This window comes from Dictyoglomus sp. DH (genome assembly GCF_055181375.1).
Window position 1 is genome coordinate 102,372 of record NZ_CM143706.1, and the last position, 18,699, is coordinate 121,070.

Below are 18,699 nucleotides of genomic sequence, written 5' to 3' on the forward strand. Positions count from 1 at the left end.
GAGATAAAATATCCTAAAAGTAAACTAATTTTCTCCTTTTTCATTTTATTCTCAATCCATGCTTATAAATTTCTTCTTTAAATTTACAATATTCAAGTTCCACAAGATCAATTTTTCTTCCTATAATATCCTCTAAATCGGAAAAAATCCTAAAATAATTCTCCTTTAATCCTCCAACAGCTATATCCACATCAGATGAATCGTAAAAATAATCTTCCATAAGTATGGAGCCAAATAGATAAACTTTTTCTACTTCTTTATCTCCGAAATAATCTCTGAGTTTTGGAATAATCTCCTTTAATAGCTTTTTCCTCTTTAGCTCTCTTTCTTCTTTTTCTCTTAGAATTTTTTTTCTTCCCAAATAGATATATCAAACATGATTTAGTATAACATAAATTTAACTGCTCTATGGATTATATATATTAAAATTGAATTTGGGGGGGAGATAAATTTATCTCCCCCATTTTAAATCTACTAACTATTAAAATTCGAGAGCCACATCATAAATCTCTAATTCATCATAGGTTCCCATTAAAGAACGCGCTCCATAGGGCCAATAATCATAAAATGGATTATGTCCTATAAAGAATAGCTGCTCATTATTTAGTGGTGTATTATAGGCTGCTTCTGCAATGAGCTGATCATCAAGATAGAGCTTTATTTTTTTGTCACTTGCACTCCATGTAAAGGCAATTTTATAAAATTTATCTGGAGAAAGAGTATAAATAGGATCTGTGTGTGCATACGACCAAGAAGAACCACTCCATGTTCCTGACCAAAAACTATTATGATTTTCCCCGTCACACCAAGCAGCAATAAAAAATGCACCAGGAAATGCATCTAACCAACCTACAGTATCAATCAAAAAACCACCCTTGTGACTACTTAAATTTTGATAAGACTCATACATATTGCTGTCTGGTTTAAAGTAAAACATTATAGTTCCTTCTGTTGGGTTAATATAGGAAGTACTGTAACAGATATAACTATTTAGAGCATCAAGATGTACTCCATCACCAACCACCCCTTGTGTAAAGGTAATACCCCTTACTGATGATATAGTCTCTTGATAGTAAGGACTTTTATATTGATCTTCATTATTTGTTTTATTATTTTCAAAACTATCCTTAAAGACAGGAATTACTGTCCCTTCACTTACTGTTGTAAATCTCCATATAGGTCCAGATGTTACCCCTCCTTTTCCATCCTTTGCCACTATCTTCCAGTAGTAAGTAGTGTTATAATTGAGATCTGATAAACTATAGCTTGTGGAATCATGATTACTTTTTATAAGGGGAGGATTATCATTTTCTCCAAAGTATATGTCATATTTTAAACTATCTCCATCTGGATCACTACACGTCCAAGAAAGAGTAACTGTAATTGGAACATTAGTTGCATTATTTTGTGGATTTGGATTTGATGGAGCAAGAGGTGGCTGATTTGAAACTGCAGGTTTAGTCACACAACCACCTGCTATAAAAAGGAGTATAAAAATAATCCCAAAAAGCTTTAATATAGAGGTTTTCATTAGGATCTCCTCCCTTTCAAATAAATTAGAGATTAAAAAGTTATAGTTTTAAGAGGACCTAACTATAATTTTTTAATCTCTAATTATATTTTATCTTTAATACATTAATTAGCAAAGTGATATAGATCACACTTTTTTGAAATAATTTTTAAAGTTAAATATTAAAAATTATAAAATTAATATTGACAAAATCTAAAATTTATTTTTAAAATTATTAATAATAAAGGCCCAAATTGGAGGAAATTTTTATAAAAAGAAAACAATTTAAAAATAAAACTTTACATATAGTGAAGAAAAATATAACACTTCTTATTATTACTTTAGTTCTTTCTATTATTGTTTCCTTCACAAACATATATCTCATTAGCCTTGAAAAGAATATTGCAAACGCCATTTTGCTGAAAAATAAAGACCTTTTTATAGAGATATTTACAATGATTTTGTCAATAATGTTAGCAAAAATATTTTTAGAGTACTTTAAAGCATACCTTTTAAGAAAATTCTCTGAAAATGTATTAAGAGATATAAGAAATGATATAGGTAAGAAGTTAATAAATATGAATATTAGTTATATAGAGAAAAATACTACTGGTGATTATATATCAAGACTTTCAAATGACCTCTCCCTTATTCAAGGCTTTTTAAGTAACTCCTTAAACGATCTCTTATATCATCCTATTACTTTTATTCTCGGTATTATTCTTGCTATATCTATAAACTGGAAACTAACTTTATTTTGTTTTGCTGTAATTTCTATTTCCATCATTCTTGCTTTGATTAATAGCAAACCAGTAGAGAAATATACAAAAAGACAACAAGAAGCTCTTAGCGATGTAAACTCTGTTGCTCAAGATGCGATTTCTGGCATAACCTTGTTTAAAGCTTTTAATTTAGAAAAGGAACTTTTTATAAATACGAAAAGGAATTGATAAAGTCTTTTAAATCAGGACTTAATTCAGCCAGATTTGAAGTCCTTTCTGAACCAATTAAAATAATGTTACAGATTATACCTTTTGTACTTATGTTCTTTTATGGGGGAAATTTAGTCCTTAAAGGAGAATTAACCCTTGGAGGAATTATTGCCTTTATAGAGCTTATGAATGTATTTTTAGCTCCTATGAATGTGCTTCCTAATGTAATAAATTCCTATAGAAAGGCAAAATCTTCTTCAGAAAGAATAGAGGAATTATTAAATCAAGAAGATGAAAAAGGGGAGATGTAAAAGAAGAAAAAGTAAGTAATTACGATATAGAACTTGAAGATGTATATTTTTCATATGATGAGAAAGAAATATTAAAAGGTATAAGTTTTAAAGTAAAAAGAGGAGAAAAGGTGGCTTTGTATGAGAAAGTGGTAGTGGAAAATCTACTATCGTTAAGCTTATACTTGGCCTTTATAAACCTCAAAAGGGCGAAATTAAAATTTTTGGAACAAATATAAAGGACTGTAATCTATCAACTCTAAGAGAAAAAATTTCTGTTGCTAATCAAGATATATACCTATTTCCTGAAAGTATTAAGGAAAATATTAGATATGGTAATTATAATGCAAAGGATGAAGATATCATTTCTGCTACCAAAAATAGTCTTGCCTATGACTTTATTATAGAGAATATAGATTTTGAGAGAGAGATTGGAGAAAGAGGAATTTTAATATCTGGTGGAGAAAGGCCCAAAATTGCCATTGCAAGAGCTCTACTTAAAAAGGATGCAAGATTTTTTATTCTTGATGAAGCTACATATGCCTTGGACACAGAAACAGAACACACCTTACAAAATATATTGAAAGAGGAGTTAAAAGATAAAACTGTTTTAATCATTGCTCACCGATTTTCATCCATAAAAATAGCAGAAAGAATAATAGTCCTTGATGATGGGAAAATTATAGAAGAAGGTACCCATGAAGAACTCATATCTCTTAATGGTAAATATAAGGAACTTTGGGAAAAAGGATTTAAAGAAAGCAATGACCAAGATATGTTAGATATACAAAGTTAATTTTAAATTATGCACTCTATCTTTTCATATTCTCCATCTCTTAAATAAAGAGAGTATGGATACTCAAGTACTTCTTTACTTATCTCTTCTTTTTCTCCATTTCTTTTATACAATATATATTTCTTTACTTTTATATCCTTACCCAACAAGTCTTTTCTTTTTTGATTTATAAAATATATGAGAGTATTAAAGAATTTTATTACAAAAGCATTTCGTGGTACAAATATCTTTTCCTCGTTTCCATTTCCAAAATATGTTACCTCTTCATCTTCTAATGTAAATAAAAAGTTAGGAATTGAGGGTTCTGGTTTAAAACAAAGTCTATTATTTTCATCAAGATAAAAGGGATTTCCTCCTAATGTCATAAGAATAAGCATGTTATAAAATTCCGCTGTACTTCCAGAAAGTCTCGCTGAAAAACCAGCACCATGCAAATTTTCATCAGGGTTAGCACTACTCACAATAAAAGAGACATTTTCAAATATACTCCTTTTATATACTTCAGGGCTCATAAATGGTACAAGACACTTTTTCATATCCTCATAGTAGGTATCAAATTCTTTTGATCTTAAAATCTCTAAAAGATATTTGTACTCAAGATGGAGAAATACACTCTCATTTTCAAGCCATCCTGGAAGAAAGGCCTTTATTCTTCCAATTTCCAATGGGGCGTCTTTCAATGATTCATTCACTTTATACATCTTCAATTTCTTATCATAGAGATCACTTTCTTTTATTCTCTTAATTATTTCCTTCTTTTTATTAGGGTCTTTCTCTACTTTTAGATAATGCACCTGACCCTCAAGAAAGAGAGGTAACTCATTTCTTTCAAATCTTTTAGGCTTTATTACCTTCTTCCCCTCTTTTTCTAATATTTCATAATCTATTAGATCATAATAGAAATATGTATGGTACAATCCTTTATCTTTAATAAATGCTTTCTCAAGTCCTATATCTATTTTCTCTAAAAAAACTTTTATCCTGTCAACAACATCAGATAGCTTTACTGTCATCTCATCTCCACTTATCCCCAATCTTGTTCTTTCTCTATAAAACTCTCTTAATTTTGAGCTTTCATCCCAGAAATTAAAATTAGAAATTTCCCCTATTAGATTTTTCTTTGTAATTTCAAAAAGACCATTAATCAAATCCATGACTTCAATTGGAATTTTTATCTCTCTATCTGATAGATGATATTTATCTATCCATCTTATTAATAAAAGAATTAACCTTTTAAGTTCAAAAGTCTCATTTACAGAAGATCCAAAAAGTCCAGGAAGCCCATTTAAAGCATCATTCCAACCTGGTTTTCCAGCCTCCATCTCTATTCCCACATTATCAGGATCAAGAGTTGAATATTTTACTACTGCAAGGGTAAGCAACTTAGAGATCAAGTTAGTATAATATATATCCCCTTTACCATATTTTGTCCTTACTTTATTGGGTTCTATGTCCCTTGATTTTATGAGTTTTTCTTTTTCTTCATCCCTTTTTAGTGATCTATACTGTCTTACACCTTTATCTGTTAAAACATACCTTTCATCTCTTGGTAAAACAATTTCTGAATTATCATAATAGGTAAAGATATTTAAATCCAAAAGTAGATTAGCCATTTTATCTGGAAAAACAGACTCATAACTTTCTATAAGATCTAAATTGTAGAACCAATGATCAACCCAATATCCTTCTCCATGTTCTGCATCTTCAATCTTTTTAGAATTTGTAAGAAGAAATGATATAAACTCTATTAAATCCCCCTTTTTCAATCTATATTTGTATTTTTCAAGAATCCTTATAACATCATAAGGAATAAAAGGCCTTTTTAAGATCTCATAAAGCTCCTTTTCTATATCTTCATCTAGCCAGTCTTTTAATTGATCTAATTTTTCCTCAGATAACAAATATTTAATTCCTTTAATCACAAGAGGATTATATCCATCCAGTCGAATAAGATTTACAAAATACCATATATTAAAATAATCTACCTTTGGATTGAAATATATATCATTCCTTCTATTTTGATTTATATCTCTATAATTGGCATTACCCTGAGAAAAATAATTAGCTTCAAGTCTAAAAAAGTTATAATCTCTCTCCAAATCTCCATGTTTTCTTGAGAAAAGGTAAATAACATCTTTCTTTCCTCCATACTCTAAAGTAACAGGAAGTCCACCTCTTAATATATTATCAAGAAAGCTTTGTTTAGCATAAGAATCAAATTCTTTTGAAGAACTACAAACAAAGGAATTATCAATAATACTTCTTATAAGTATTTCATTTTCTTTTGCCTTTCTTTCAATAAATTCTTTTTTAGAATACCCATTAATAATGGAATTCAATCTCTCTACAGAGTCAGATCTTCCTATAATAGAGATAATACTCTTTTCCTCATAAGGCGAAAGAGAAATTTGAGAATAAGAAAAAGCTGAGGGGGTCCTATCACCATAAAACAAGGTATTAATCTTAAAATCTTCCTTTGCAAAATTAAATGGATATGAAAAATCATCAGCTGGATAGAATATTAAAGACGGATCTACAATTATAGGAAGAAGTTTATTATCTTCTTCAAAAGAAAAATAAAAATGTCCATCTTTTATAACCTTAACTTCAGTTACATCTTGAAAGGTTGTATATAACCTATAAAAAGAAGCATTATTTTCTACATTATCAACCCGATACCATGCTTCTATTGTTCTGGACATATTTTTCATAACCTCATTTGTAAGTCCATAAGGTAAAAACTGTGGTATTCCATCAATAATTTCTAAATCAATATCTTTATTTTTAAGATTCTTAATAACTAATACCCTTATTAAAGCTCCTATAGGCTCATTAGGAAGAGTAAAATAATTTACTTTACATGCAATATTAAGAGTATTATTTACCTCATATATGGTAAGATCATATGGTGTAATACTCATATAATTTTCTTTTTCAAATTTTTGATTTTCAAAGGATTCTCTAAAAGGCTCATAAATAACTCCATTTATCTTTATAAAAGTTCTAAATCCATATATAGGGGTCAATCTATAAGCTTTATTAGCAGGATGAAACTCAAGGATAGCACCATCTTTACTTTCAAATCCAAAACTTGCAATACACTGTGCCCTATTCACATAAAAACACCACATAGGAATACCTATAATTCCAGAGATACCAGGAAGGAAACTGGAAAAAGGATATGCATAGTTATAATTATATATATTAAAGGTTAAATCTTTATCTTTATCCACTTCGTATTTAACTTTGCTATTCATAATACTCTCCCAACTTTCAATTTGTTTCATCCTAAAACTTATTATATATCACATTTATTTACTAAGCAATAAAAATTCCTTTGTAATAGGATCAAACATTCAAGTAATACAAATTTTCATCTCTTGATTTAAAACTTGCTCTTCTCAATCTTTTATTTATATTCTAAATACTTTATTAAGTTCTCCAATAAAAATATTCAAAGACTTAAATAATTTATTGACTTTTTCTTGAGGCGTAATGAACCATTTTGAAAAAATATCCTTAAGTATATTATCTTCTCCCAAATTTTTCAGTATCTTCTTATGAAATCCAAAAAGGATACTATATATAATTAGATCTTTAATTTTATTTATACCATCATTATTTTTAATCAAATCATCAAGATTATCCTTTATATATCTTTTATAAGCCCTCCATCTAAATGCCATTAATTTACCTTCATAAGTATAAGTTGAACATTTAGAAATAAATATTGATCCAAAAATTAGATTATGAGCTGAAATTATTATTAGGCCTAAATCAAAGATTAATAATGATATAAATAAAACCAAAACCCATAAGTAAATATTTAATAGAAAATATTTTTTAGGTTTTTACATTAATCCATCTTAACTTCTTATAAAGATTTTCTCCTATTGCTCTATTAAAAGCTTTTTCAAAATTTTTTAGATTTAATTTAGAGATATCGGATAAATTAAACTCATTTCCTATTCTTCTTAATAAAAAAAGTAATATTTTTTGTTCTTCACTTAAATTATCATCTATTTCTTTATCTGTCATAATAACTTTGTAATTTTTATCTTCCTCCTTAACAATAATATATTCATTAAAAGCAAGATCTATAAATGTGGCAGAATAAGCTCTTTCCGAAACTTTTCCATGTTTTTTCAAAAGTAGCTCAACCCATGCTGGAGGTAATTTAAGAGGAGGATTTATCTCATATTTATTTTTGTAATAAACCGCAGGCTCTTTTAAGAAAAAGGTAGATAATAAAGATGTTATTAAATAACCCATGAAAAGTAAAATAATCAATAGAGATATATATAAATCCTTTGATTGACCTTTGTTTTCTTTTACTGTTACGTCATACTGTTTCTCTATATAGGTACTTCTTTTGCCTTTTGCAAATACCTCAAAACTCAAAAGAAAAAATAAAATTGTTAAAAAGGATAATAATTTTCTTCATAAATTAATTATAACAAAAATTTGCTAATTTTCTTAAATATCTTAGAATATTCTTTTTTACAGAAAACTATAAAATTTCATTTATAATAAACAATAAACATTAAATAGATTATAAACAATGGAGGACCTTTTATGAGAAAAAGAATAACAGTTATAGGAAGCTACAATACTGATCTAGTTTCTAAAGCCCCTCATCTTCCAAAACCAGGAGAAACAATATTAGGAGGTCCTTTTATAATGGGGCCCGGCGGAAAAGGATCAAACCAAGCAGTATGTTCTGCAAGATTAGGGGCAGAAGTATACTTTATAGGATGCATAGGTAATGATAACTTCGGAGAAATGGCAAAAGATTTCCTATTGAAAGAGAGTGTAAAAGTAGATTACCTAAAGGTAAGCGATAAAACTCATACAGGGATAGCTTTAATAATAGTAGATGATAAAACAGGAGAAAATATGATTGTGGTAGCTCCTGGAGCAAACATGGAGGTTAATATTGAGCAGATAAATGCAGTGAAAGATATAATTTTAAGTTCTGAGGTAGTCCTACTACAATTAGAAATCCCTATAGAAACAATATCCTATGTATTGGATTTGGTTTTAAATAAAAGGAAACCACTAACCATATTAAATCCAGCCCCAGCAAGGAAATTAGATGATAAAATATTGGGTAAAGCTGATATTATAACTCCTAATAGAAACGAATTAGAGATTATCACAGGGATTAAGATAGAAACCTTAGAAGATGTAGAAAAAGCATCAATAAAAATGCTTTCTTATGGGACAAAGGGGGTAGTTGTAACTCTCGGAAAAGATGGGGCTTTTGTAGTAACTGAAAACAAAAGAAAACATATACCACCATTTAAAGTGGAAGCTGTGGATACAACAGGAGCTGGTGATGCTTTTAATGGAGGCCTTGCAGTAGCCCTTTCAGAAGGGAAAGACTTAATCTCTGCAGTAACTTTTGCCAGTGCAGTAGCTGCCTTAAGTGTTACAAAAATGGGAGCTGCCTCTTCCATGCCTTACAGAGAAGAAGTAGAAAGATTTTTGAAAGAATATTCCAATTAACTTTGGAGAAACTTGAAACATGCAAAAATTTTATTTATCTTACTATGAGAGATTAAAGGTAGAAGTGTTACAAAGTACCGATGAAGGAAAAGATTTATCTACATTGAAGGAGGAAATAGAAAATATATCTAAAATAAAAGATTGGGAAAAAAGAGAAGAGATAGCCAAAAAGCTATTAGATAAGATTCAGGCTATTCAAATAAGAAAGGATTATAAATATAATGAACCATCAAAATTGGAAGAAATATTTAGAGAGTCTGATGAGGAAAAGGAAAATTATAGAGTAAAAATAACTCTTGATGAGAAACTTTTAGACAAGATCTATGGTGCCTACTTAGGGAGAATGGCAGGATGCCTTTTAGGTAAACCTATAGAAGGTTGGTCTCGTAATAAAATATGGAATTTTTTGAAAGATACTAATAATTTCCCCATAAAAAAGTATCTTTCTTCGGATGTTGATAAAGAGATAAAAGAAAAATATGGAATAGAGGATGTAAAGTGGCGAGGATGGATTAATAAAATTGACCATATGATTGAAGATGATGATATAAACTATACTATTCTTGGACTCTACATTTTTAAGAATTACGGAGAAAACTTCACTCCTGAAGATGTAGCGGAATCATGGCTTTTTAATCTTCCCATATTTCACACATATACCGCAGAGAGAGTTGCTTATCAGAATCTTGTAAACTTAATTATGCCTCCTAAATCAGGAGAATTTAGAAACCCTTACAGAGAATGGATTGGCGCTCAAATAAGGGCTGATTTTTGGGGATATATTAATCCAGGAAACCCCAAAAAGTCAGCAGAATTCGCATTTAGAGACGCTTGTGTGTCTCATGTAAAAAATGGAATCTATGGAGAGATTTTTATAGCATCATCTCTTTCCTGGGCTTTTGTAACGGATAACATAGAAGAAATAATAAAAGTAGGACTTTCTACAGTCCCTAAAAATAGTAGATTCTATGAAGCTATTAAAAACATCATAGAATTTAAAAAAGGAGGTAAAGCTTTTGATTGGGTAAGAGAATATATTTATAAAACCTACGAGAAAAATAGGAAAAATGAAGAATATTGGCATAATTGGTGCCATGTTTTATCAAACGCTCAAGTTGTGGTTGCATCCCTTTTGTATAGCGACCTTTCCTTTGAAAAAGGAATAACAAATGCTGTATCTTGTGGACTTGATACTGATTGTAATGGGGCAACAGTAGGTTCCATCTTAGGAGCAATATATGGAGCAAAAAATCTTCCAGAATACTGGATAAAACCCTTAAATGACACAGTAGAATCAGGAGTATCTGGTTATAATATTTGCAAAATTTCTGATCTAGCCAAGAAAACACTGGATATAGTTAAAAAGATACAAAATCCAACTTAGAGCATTTCAAAATATCTCCTAATTTTCTGTGCCATCAACTTCCTTCTCTCTTGTAGAAAATCTGAATAATCCATATCATTATTTTCAAGAATGGTTATAGGTATACAATGCATCTTAAAATTTTCTACAAGATCATCAAGATTATTTATACCTCCGTATTTCAAATTCTTAGTATTACATTGACTTATAAGATCCTTAATATACTCTTTCGGGGGTTTATTACCTATAGCCAAATTTATCTCTGATTGTGCCATAACGTAATTAGCTATTTGGTTATAATCCTTTCGATCACTAAACCCAATCTTTTTTAGATAATCTTTCGGAAATATATGATGCACATCTCCCTTTATAGAAATAAGATCCTCAACAGTAATATCCTTTGACAAGAAACCTCTATCTTTCATCTTTACTTGAGCTGCAAGAAAAACTTGAAAATAAGGATAATCGCTTGAAGTAATCATACTCTCTGGTAGAGTATTACTCCAAAAAGAATCTGAAAGTTCTGCCTCAAAAATATTATTTATAAACTCTTCAGGATTACTCTCCTCTAATCTTTTAATATCTTCATCAAACTGAGAATCAGCCGATCCTGAATACCTTGATGTTAGTACAGACATGACAAACCACTTTCTTACATAAGATTCTATTTTAGCAGGATGTATCCCTTTCTCCTTTAATGTAAGAAATAAAGCATAGGAAAAACTCAACGGGTTATATGCTCTTATCATAGAACTATCTATGAAACCTGCAGACCTAATTATCATAATAAATTTTTTAAAATTAGATTCATTTATATAATCAAATAATCCTTCTCTAAATTTGCTTATAGTATCCTCTATTATTTCTTCTTTATATTCCTTGGTTTTAAAATCTCTTCCAGATAATAAAGCAACTAAATCTTGTAATTTACCCCTTTTGAATTTATAAGTAAATATAGTCCTCAACAAATCCACATATGATGGGTCATATAAATCTTCTTTACTCTCTTTAAGCTATGCCATCTTTTTAAAGTAATCTGTATTAGCAAACTCTTTATCGTTTTCTAAAATTTCATGATAAAATTCAGGTTTGTCAGCTAAATAACAAAAATAATCTATAGCCTTACGAATGATATCTCCCCCATATTTATCATTGACAGCAAATTTCGACATGGCAAAATCAGACTGACTAAGTTGGGTACCTTTTGAATTCATTCTAATAAATATCTCTGTAACTTCCTCTAAATCTAAATCTGAGTTTAATTCAATAACTCCTACAGGTACATTAACTATACTTCTTAGAGCATCGAGAGACAAAAATATATCATCTTTAATCACATAAGGATTAGATAAAACATAATCTTCTACTAACTTTAAAAAATTAAAATCTTGGGAAAAAACTTTTGAAATATCTGAAATCCATTCCTTGTTCTTTTCTATAGCTGTATTTGTTACCTCAAATATTTTCTTCTTAGGATTAAAGGCTATCCTAATTTTTTCCTCCTATAATCTTTATCTACTACCTCTTTACCTAAAACTGCGGACATTAGAGCTGTAACCCTTTGCTGTCCATCTATTAATATCTTTTTACCTTTTGACGATGTTCCGTCCTTTGCTTTCACATTAGGATTTTGCCAAATAATGATATATCCCACAGGATAACCTTTATATAATGAATCTATAAAATCTCTAACTTGAGTAGATTCCCACACAAAAGGTCGTTGTATCTCAGGAACTACCACTTTACCAGATTGAATCCAAGAAAGTAATGTTGATATAGGGTATTGATTAACTGAGAATTTTTGAATAATCATTTCTTATATCCTCCGTCTATTTTATAAAGTAGCATATTTACATGATATCACGATATAAAGAAGACTTTCAACTTATTAATTTTCCAAATATTACTTAATTTTGTTATTTATTAAAAATTGTGTCATACTATTTATGGGACAATATCATTCCCGATTAGGAGGTATATTATGAAAAAGAGATTTATAGTTTTTTCCATTCTTTTCCTTTTAATACTTTCCTTTTCCCTGTCTATGGATAATAATACAGCAATAATATCTGCAAGCAATAATGCCTTTGGTATAGATCTGTATAAAAAAATAATTACTGAAGAAAAAGGAAATATTTTTATATCGCCCTATAGCATATCATCAGCTTTAGCAATGACTTATGCAGGAGCACGAGGAAATACAGAAAAACAAATGGCAAAAGTATTGTATTTTAAACTTTCTCAAGAAGATCTTCACAAAGCTTTTTCATCCTTAAATTCATACTTTAATAGACCCAATAAAAGTTATCAGCTGGCTATTGCAAATTCCCTTTGGGGACAGACTAATTATCCTTTCCAAAAGGAATTTATAAATCTGTTAAATAAATATTACGAGGCAGGATTTAATGAGGTAGACTTTGTAAATGAAGAAAATAGAGAAAAAGCAAGATTAACCATTAATAAATGGGTAGAGGATAAGACAAATAATAAAATTAAAAATTTAATACATCCAGAAGATATCTCTGCTCTAACACGGCTAATACTTGTTAATGCAATTTACTCTAAGGGAAAATGGCAAAATCAATTTGACCCTCAAGAGACAAGAGATATGCCTTTTAATTTAGAAAATAAAAAGAAAGTAAATGTACCAATGATGCATCAAGAAGGAAGATTTAATTATACCGAAGATGATGAAGTACAAGTTTTAGAATTACCATATTCAGAAAATGAATTATCAATGGTTATATTTCTACCAAAAGAAGACAAAAAACTTTCAGACTTTGAAAAAAAGCTTTCTATTGAAAGAATAAATAAATTAATATCAAATTTAACCCCAGAAAAAGTTGATGTATATATCCCCAAATTCAAAATGGAAAAAAGATATATATTAAATAAACCTCTTATTGAACTTGGTATGAAAGATGCTTTCGATATGAGTCTTGCTGACTTTTCAGGAATGACAGAAAGTAAAGATTTATATATAAGTAAGGTAATACATCAATCTTTTATTGAGGTTAATGAGGAAGGTACAGAAGCTGCAGCAGCAACAGCAGTAATAATGTCACTAAAATCTGTAGCTCCAACAATTACTATCTTTAAAGCAGATAGACCATTCTTTTTTATAATTCGTGATATTAAAACAAATACCATACTCTTTATGGGAAGATTTGTAGAGCCTTAAATAAATAGGGTCAAGCCTTGAGGCTTGACCCTATTAAAAATTATATTTCTAAATTTTCAATTTTAACCCATTCAAGAATAATATCTTTATATTCATCCTTTATTCTATACACATAATCTTTTTCTGATTTATCCCAATAGCCTTCTATAAAATCCTCTTTACCCAATAGTTTTCTTTTTAGCTTCAACCCTCCACGTGCCCCAGCAATCTCTTTTCCTGATAATTTTTTTCCAATACCTAAAAATGCTTTTTCCTTAGCAATTTCATTCATTAAAACAAGTAAATACTTTTTTTGTATAGGATATCTTTCAACTTGAGCCAAAGCAGCTATTAATACTTTTTGATAGTGAGTACATCCTTTCAAAAATTCTAAAAGTTCATCTTTTGTCCATGGTTTTTCTGATTCTTTCTCTTCATTTTCATCCTCTATACTCTGTTCAGATATAGCTTCTGCTATTTCTCTTATCAATTTAATTATATTTCCAATATTTACACTCTCAATCGGGAATATAAGACTTTGAATTTTTTCTATAGCCTTTGATTCACCTACTACAGGAGTCAATTCTATTTTTAAATTAACTAAATCAATAAGGTCAGTATATAATATTACTCGTATTTTGTCTTTATACTTACTTCCAACTATTTGTTCAATCAAAGGTTGAACATCACCTTTACCAATAACATATAACCCAAAAACCCTTTCATTATCGTACTTTTTCTCAAGTTGAACAATATATTCTCCAAGTTGTGAAACACTTCCGATAGGCCATGTACTTGTTTTTACTTCTATAACTATAATATCTCCATCTTCCCTTTTCCAGATACCATCATAGTTATCTCCCCCAGATTTACCTAAATATTTACCGTATTCAATATTAAATCCTAACCTCTTACCTAAAGATACAATCAAATCTTGAAATGCTTTATTATAGGGATCATGGGATCCTGAACTTTCTTTTATACATTCATCAAGCCAGCTCTTTATTGTTTCCAAAGGCCATTTATCTTTCTCAATAAACTCTCTAAATTTTTTCGTCTGTTCACTTCCATCCTTCAATTCATTACCTATTAAATTTAACATATCCTTTATCTCAAGCATAAACCCTCACTCCCGTTCATAATTATCTAAAATTATACAATAAACTTTAAATGCCAATCTGGAATATTTTTAAACTCATCAGGTATTATATCTGTCACAATATAATCTACCTTTTCAAGCGTACATACACGGAAGGGTGCAGAAGTAGCAAATTTACTACTATCTGCCAATAAAACCACCTTGTCTGCCTTTAATATTATAGTTTTTGCAACCTCTGCTTCCTCCATATCAAAAAAGGTAATACCACTTTTTATATCAACACCATTTGCTCCTAAAAAGTAAAAATCAATCTTACCTATCTCTTGGAAAAACTTTATAACATATCCACCTATACATTCAAAAGATTTCTCCTTTGTAGTACCTCCAGAGTGAATAAGTTTAAAAGATTTCCTCAGATTAATAACAGCCCAAGCAGAAGTTATAGAGTTAGTTAAAATAGTAAGATCAGTTATAGGACTTTCATCTAATGCTTGCACCATATAATATATGGTTGTTCCTCCACTCAAGGCAATTATTGATCCATCTTTTAATAAGGATAAGGCCTTTTTACCTATTTCTCTTTTAGCCTCTTTATTTTCTTCCAATTTAACAAAAAAAGAATTTTCAGAAGTAATTCCTGTAAGGGTAGCTCCTCCTCTTACTCTCTTTATCAATCCTTGACCTTCTAAAAATCTTAAATCTCTTCTTACAGTTATCTCAGAGATACCAAGTTCCTTAGCTATTTCAGGAACAGTGATATATCCTCTTTCTCTAATAAGTTTAATTATTTTATTAAATCTATATTCTTTCATATTAATAAAACCCCATTCTATAAGTATTTTGATATTTGTTCCTTATTATATTTGATCCAAAAATGATTGTAAAGAGACAAAAAATTCTTCTTTTTATAAATTTCTTATCTGTAACATTCAAAACACATTGTTTATTTAGACCAAAATTGATATAATAATGAACAAAAAATAAAAGGAGGTGTTTCAATTGAAAAAAATAGTGGTCCTCCTTATTACTTTCCTTTCTTTACTCTTGATCACTACTTCTTTTGGTCAAAAAACAATCACAATTAGATATGGAGTATGGATGAGTGAACAAATAGATGGCATTAAAGCACAAATTTCTGCTTTTGAAAAAAAATATCCTAATATCAAAGTAAAACTTGAACATGTACCATGGGAAGAATATTGGACTAAGTTACAAACCATGATAGCAGGTGGAGATTGCTGGGATGTATTCACTATGGATAATGGATTCTATATAAAAGATTATGTGGCTAAGAAAACCATAGTAGATATTACATCGTTCATAGAAAAAGATAAAATTGATCTTAGTGTCTATCCTTCTGGAATTCTTAAGCTTCATAACATAAACGGAAGATATTATTCTCTTCCAAGAGACTATGATACTATCGCTATGTATTTTAATAAAAAGGCTTTCGACGAACTTAAACTAAAGTATCCAGATACTAATTGGACTTGGGAAGACGTAAAGAAGGCTGCAGAAAAATTAACGAAGAAAGATGCAAAAGGATCTGTAGTAAGATATGGTATAACAGCTGACGGCGGAGCATTAGCTGTTTCTCAAGGATTTCTATTCCCATTGATTCTATCTCTTGGTGGATCATTAGTAGACAAAGAAGGAAAAGTAGTTTTAGATACCCCTCCAGCTGTAGAAGCACTTTCTTTTGCAAAAGAATTAACTGAAAATGGTTTTGCACCTAAACCTGGCGTTACTTCTGAAGATTTGTTTATAGCCGGAAGAAGTGCTATGAATTTTGGTGGATCATGGATGCTTGGATATTATGCTCAAAATATTAAAGCCTTTAATTTTGGAGTAGTTATGCTTCCAAAATCCAAATTAGGAAAGAGGGCTACCATATCAGATTCCTTAGGTAATGTAATTTGGAGTAAAACTAAAAATTTAGATGCTGCTTGGACTTTTGTAAAATGGATGGCTGGGAAAGAAGCAGCTGAAATACTTGGCAAGACTGGGACTGTAATTCCAGCCTATAAAGATGCAGATAAACTCTGGGTACAAGGATTTAAGAAATTCGGAAAGGAAAAGGATGCTCGGGTATTTATTGATTCTGTAAAATTCACTAATCCATGGCCTCAGACAGAAGGAGCAAGTGAATGGTTTGACAGATGGGAAACCTATTATATTGTTGAAATTATATCTGGAAGATTGCCAGTTGAAGATGGCCTAAGGCAAGCTGTACAAGAAATAAAAGATATCATTATTAAGGCTAAAGGGGAATAAAAATATTATAAGAGGGGAAAGATTTTGTCTTTCCCCTCTTTATCTTAGGAGGAACTTTTCATGAGAGAGCTTGGAGGTATAAAGAGAAGTATACAAGGATTATATTTTTTTCTTTTCATTCTTCTTTCTCTTATATTTGCGTTATTAGCCTATTATATTCCTTTTGGAATATCCTTTAAACTTGCCCTTTCCAAATACGATGCCATTTCACCTCCAGAATTTGTTGGTCTTGAGAATTTCAAAAAAATATTACAAGACAAGATATTTTGGATTTCATTGAAAAATTCATTCTTATATACTTTATATGTAGTACCTGCTTCTTTAGTATTAAGTTTCCTTATTGCAGTTGGCCTTAATCAAAATTCAAAATTTATAAGAACATTAAGAGTATTTTATTTTATACCTACAGTTACCTCATCTGTAGCTATAAACTTTGTATGGTTATGGTTCTTCAATCCTGAATATGGCCTATTAAATACAGTACTTGGCCTTTTGAGTTTAAAAAAAATTTATTGGTTAACAGATCCTAGAATAGCCCTATTTTCTTTAGCCTTAGTGGGTATATGGGGTAGCCTAAGCTATAACATAATTTTATTTTTAGCAGGGCTTCAAAACATACCCATTACATATTACGAGGCTGCAGAACTCGATGGGGCTACTAAGAAAGATATTCTATTAAATATAACTATACCTCTTATGACTCCTATTATATTTTTTATACTCATCATGCAGATCATAAGTACAGTACAAATGTTTGAAAGCGTATTTATTATGACTCGCGGTGGTCCTGGTTACTCCACATATACTATAGTATATTATATTTACAGAAATGGCTTTAACTGGTTCCGAATGGGATACGGCACAGCCCTCTCTTGGATTCTTTATTTCATCTTACTTATCTTAACAATTATTCAATTCAGATTTCAAAGGAGATGGGTATATTATGAGTAAAAAATTCATTTCTATAATTCTATTGATTGGAGCTATTCTCATGTTTCTTCCATACTGGTTCATGCTAATAGTATCCTTCGAAACCATAGAGGAAGCATCTTCTGTTCCCCCTCGACTCTTTCCCCTGAATCCTATTACTAATAACTATAAAGAAATATTTATTAAATTAGATTTTGCTAGATATTTTTTAAATTCTCTTTTTGTTACCTTAACTTTAGTATTTTCCCAAATATTTCTTTGTTCTTTAGCAGGCTATGCTTTTGCAAGGCTTTATTTCCCGTATAAAAATGCCATTTTCCTAATATTTCTTTCAGTAATTATGCTACCCGGAATTGTACTCCTTATACCCAGATATATTATTCTAAAAAATTTAGGATTAATTAACACTTTAACAGGAGTCATTCTTCTAGAAATATTTAGTGAATTTGGCATATTTCTTTATAGACAGCACTTTCTTTCTCTACCCATTGAAATGGAAGAGGCAGCAATTGTAGATGGGGCAAGTATATGGAAAATATTATGGCATATTATAATGCCTTTATCAAAACCTATTACTTTATCCTTTGGACTTTTAGTCTTCATATATGCATGGAATTTATTCCTATGGCCCCTTATAGTTATTACATCCCCTGAGAAGAGAACCCTCCCTATAGCAATAGCCTTATTACAAGGGCAATATTTCAGTAATTGGGGAGTTATAATGGCAGGAGGTATTATTGCATCACTTCCACCAATTATATTATTTCTATTCACCCAAAAGAGTTTCATAGAAGGAATAGCCTTTAGTGGTCTTAAGTAGATTAAGGAGGTGCTAAA

Annotated in this window: 19 protein-coding genes and 1 pseudogene; 10 read left to right on the forward strand and 10 right to left on the reverse strand. The window is 29.9% G+C overall.

Translation table 11 applies throughout. From position 1 onward, the window contains the following. Positions 1 to 40 precede the first annotated feature (40 nt). Together ACY3JJ_RS00465 and ACY3JJ_RS00470 are read right to left on the reverse strand one after the other, a co-directional pair. Positions 41 to 361 (reverse strand): nucleotidyltransferase family protein, encoded by a 321-nt coding sequence (locus ACY3JJ_RS00465; RefSeq protein ID WP_463091859.1) that lies wholly within the window; start codon positions 359 to 361, stop codon positions 41 to 43. Between the two features lie 120 nt (positions 362 to 481). Continuing rightward, positions 482 to 1,531 carry a LamG-like jellyroll fold domain-containing protein gene (locus ACY3JJ_RS00470; protein WP_463091860.1) on the reverse strand — a complete coding sequence of 350 codons (1,050 nt, stop codon included), beginning with the start codon at positions 1,529 to 1,531 and terminating at the stop codon, positions 482 to 484. A gap of 233 nt (positions 1,532 to 1,764) precedes the next feature. Between ACY3JJ_RS00470 and ACY3JJ_RS00475 the strand changes: the two genes are divergently transcribed. From ACY3JJ_RS00475 to ACY3JJ_RS00490, 4 genes and pseudogenes are all read left to right on the forward strand, one after another. After that, on the forward strand, positions 1,765 to 2,460 hold the full coding sequence (locus ACY3JJ_RS00475) for an ABC transporter transmembrane domain-containing protein (protein WP_463091861.1): 696 nt from the start codon (positions 1,765 to 1,767) through the stop codon (positions 2,458 to 2,460). After that, a complete protein-coding gene (locus ACY3JJ_RS00480; RefSeq protein ID WP_463091862.1) occupies positions 2,457 to 2,753 on the forward strand; it encodes an ABC transporter transmembrane domain-containing protein in 297 nt (98 codons plus the stop codon). Before ACY3JJ_RS00475 ends, ACY3JJ_RS00480 begins: the two co-directional genes overlap by 4 nt. Positions 2,754 to 2,913: 160 nt before the next feature. Continuing rightward, positions 2,914 to 3,210: pseudogene (locus tag ACY3JJ_RS00485) on the forward strand (ATP-binding cassette domain-containing protein); the annotation flags it as partial. Positions 3,211 to 3,276: 66 nt separating this feature from the next. Beyond that, positions 3,277 to 3,528 (forward strand): hypothetical protein, encoded by a 252-nt coding sequence (locus ACY3JJ_RS00490; RefSeq protein WP_463091863.1) that lies wholly within the window; start codon positions 3,277 to 3,279, stop codon positions 3,526 to 3,528. A gap of 2 nt (positions 3,529 to 3,530) precedes the next feature. Here the strand turns inward: ACY3JJ_RS00490 and ACY3JJ_RS00495 are convergent, their stop codons facing one another. The 3 genes from ACY3JJ_RS00495 to ACY3JJ_RS00505 form a co-directional block, all read right to left on the reverse strand. After that, positions 3,531 to 6,785, reverse strand: coding sequence for a hypothetical protein (locus ACY3JJ_RS00495; RefSeq protein ID WP_463091864.1), 3,255 nt, complete (start codon positions 6,783 to 6,785; stop codon positions 3,531 to 3,533). 156 nt (positions 6,786 to 6,941) lie between these two features. Next, positions 6,942 to 7,214, reverse strand: a complete 273-nt coding sequence (locus ACY3JJ_RS00500) for a hypothetical protein (protein ID WP_463091865.1) — start codon at positions 7,212 to 7,214, stop codon at positions 6,942 to 6,944. A gap of 157 nt (positions 7,215 to 7,371) precedes the next feature. Beyond that, the gene (locus ACY3JJ_RS00505) at positions 7,372 to 7,929 is read right to left on the reverse strand and encodes a DUF2207 family protein (RefSeq protein ID WP_463091866.1); all 558 of its coding nucleotides are present in this window, start codon (positions 7,927 to 7,929) and stop codon (positions 7,372 to 7,374) included. Between the two features lie 174 nt (positions 7,930 to 8,103). Between ACY3JJ_RS00505 and rbsK the strand changes: the two genes are divergently transcribed. Beyond that, the gene (rbsK, locus tag ACY3JJ_RS00510; protein ID WP_463091867.1) at positions 8,104 to 9,036 is read left to right on the forward strand and encodes a ribokinase; all 933 of its coding nucleotides are present in this window, start codon (positions 8,104 to 8,106) and stop codon (positions 9,034 to 9,036) included. Positions 9,037 to 9,055: 19 nt separating this feature from the next. Then, entirely contained in the window at positions 9,056 to 10,420 is a 1,365-nt protein-coding gene (locus ACY3JJ_RS00515; RefSeq protein WP_463091868.1) for an ADP-ribosylglycohydrolase family protein, read from the forward strand. On the opposite strand, the gene ACY3JJ_RS00520 is transcribed toward ACY3JJ_RS00515, so the two are convergent. The 3 genes from ACY3JJ_RS00520 to ACY3JJ_RS00530 all read right to left on the reverse strand — a co-directional run bounded on the left by ACY3JJ_RS00520 (position 10,417) and on the right by ACY3JJ_RS00530 (position 12,212). Then, the gene (locus tag ACY3JJ_RS00520; RefSeq protein WP_463091869.1) at positions 10,417 to 11,373 is read right to left on the reverse strand and encodes a hypothetical protein; all 957 of its coding nucleotides are present in this window, start codon (positions 11,371 to 11,373) and stop codon (positions 10,417 to 10,419) included. The genes ACY3JJ_RS00515 and ACY3JJ_RS00520 overlap by 4 nt on opposite strands. 39 nt (positions 11,374 to 11,412) lie before the next feature. Further along, positions 11,413 to 11,736, reverse strand: a complete 324-nt coding sequence (locus ACY3JJ_RS00525; protein WP_463091870.1) for a hypothetical protein — start codon at positions 11,734 to 11,736, stop codon at positions 11,413 to 11,415. Between the two features lie 146 nt (positions 11,737 to 11,882). Further along, positions 11,883 to 12,212: a DUF262 domain-containing protein gene (locus ACY3JJ_RS00530; protein WP_463091871.1), complete on the reverse strand. Its 330-nt coding sequence runs from the start codon at positions 12,210 to 12,212 to the stop codon at positions 11,883 to 11,885. A 168-nt stretch (positions 12,213 to 12,380) separates the two neighbouring features. Between ACY3JJ_RS00530 and ACY3JJ_RS00535 the strand changes: the two genes are divergently transcribed. Beyond that, positions 12,381 to 13,580: a serpin family protein gene (locus tag ACY3JJ_RS00535; protein ID WP_463091872.1), complete on the forward strand. Its 1,200-nt coding sequence runs from the start codon at positions 12,381 to 12,383 to the stop codon at positions 13,578 to 13,580. 40 nt (positions 13,581 to 13,620) lie between these two features. Here the strand turns inward: ACY3JJ_RS00535 and ACY3JJ_RS00540 are convergent, their stop codons facing one another. Both ACY3JJ_RS00540 and ACY3JJ_RS00545 read right to left on the reverse strand, forming a co-directional pair. Then, positions 13,621 to 14,679 (reverse strand): hypothetical protein, encoded by a 1,059-nt coding sequence (locus ACY3JJ_RS00540; protein ID WP_463091873.1) that lies wholly within the window; start codon positions 14,677 to 14,679, stop codon positions 13,621 to 13,623. A 32-nt stretch (positions 14,680 to 14,711) separates the two neighbouring features. After that, positions 14,712 to 15,470, reverse strand: coding sequence for a DeoR/GlpR family DNA-binding transcription regulator (locus ACY3JJ_RS00545; protein ID WP_463091874.1), 759 nt, complete (start codon positions 15,468 to 15,470; stop codon positions 14,712 to 14,714). Positions 15,471 to 15,657: 187 nt separating this feature from the next. Here ACY3JJ_RS00545 and ACY3JJ_RS00550 point away from each other — a divergent pair, with 187 nt between their 5' ends. The 3 genes from ACY3JJ_RS00550 to ACY3JJ_RS00560 are packed head-to-tail and all read left to right on the forward strand — an operon-like array spanning position 15,658 to position 18,682. Then, the gene (locus ACY3JJ_RS00550) at positions 15,658 to 16,932 is read left to right on the forward strand and encodes an ABC transporter substrate-binding protein (RefSeq protein WP_463091875.1); all 1,275 of its coding nucleotides are present in this window, start codon (positions 15,658 to 15,660) and stop codon (positions 16,930 to 16,932) included. A 60-nt stretch (positions 16,933 to 16,992) separates the two neighbouring features. Next, positions 16,993 to 17,883 carry a carbohydrate ABC transporter permease gene (locus ACY3JJ_RS00555; RefSeq protein WP_463091876.1) on the forward strand — a complete coding sequence of 297 codons (891 nt, stop codon included), beginning with the start codon at positions 16,993 to 16,995 and terminating at the stop codon, positions 17,881 to 17,883. Then, positions 17,876 to 18,682, forward strand: a complete 807-nt coding sequence (locus tag ACY3JJ_RS00560; RefSeq protein ID WP_463091877.1) for a carbohydrate ABC transporter permease — start codon at positions 17,876 to 17,878, stop codon at positions 18,680 to 18,682. The genes ACY3JJ_RS00555 and ACY3JJ_RS00560 overlap by 8 nt, the downstream gene beginning before the upstream one ends. Positions 18,683 to 18,699 lie beyond the last annotated feature (17 nt).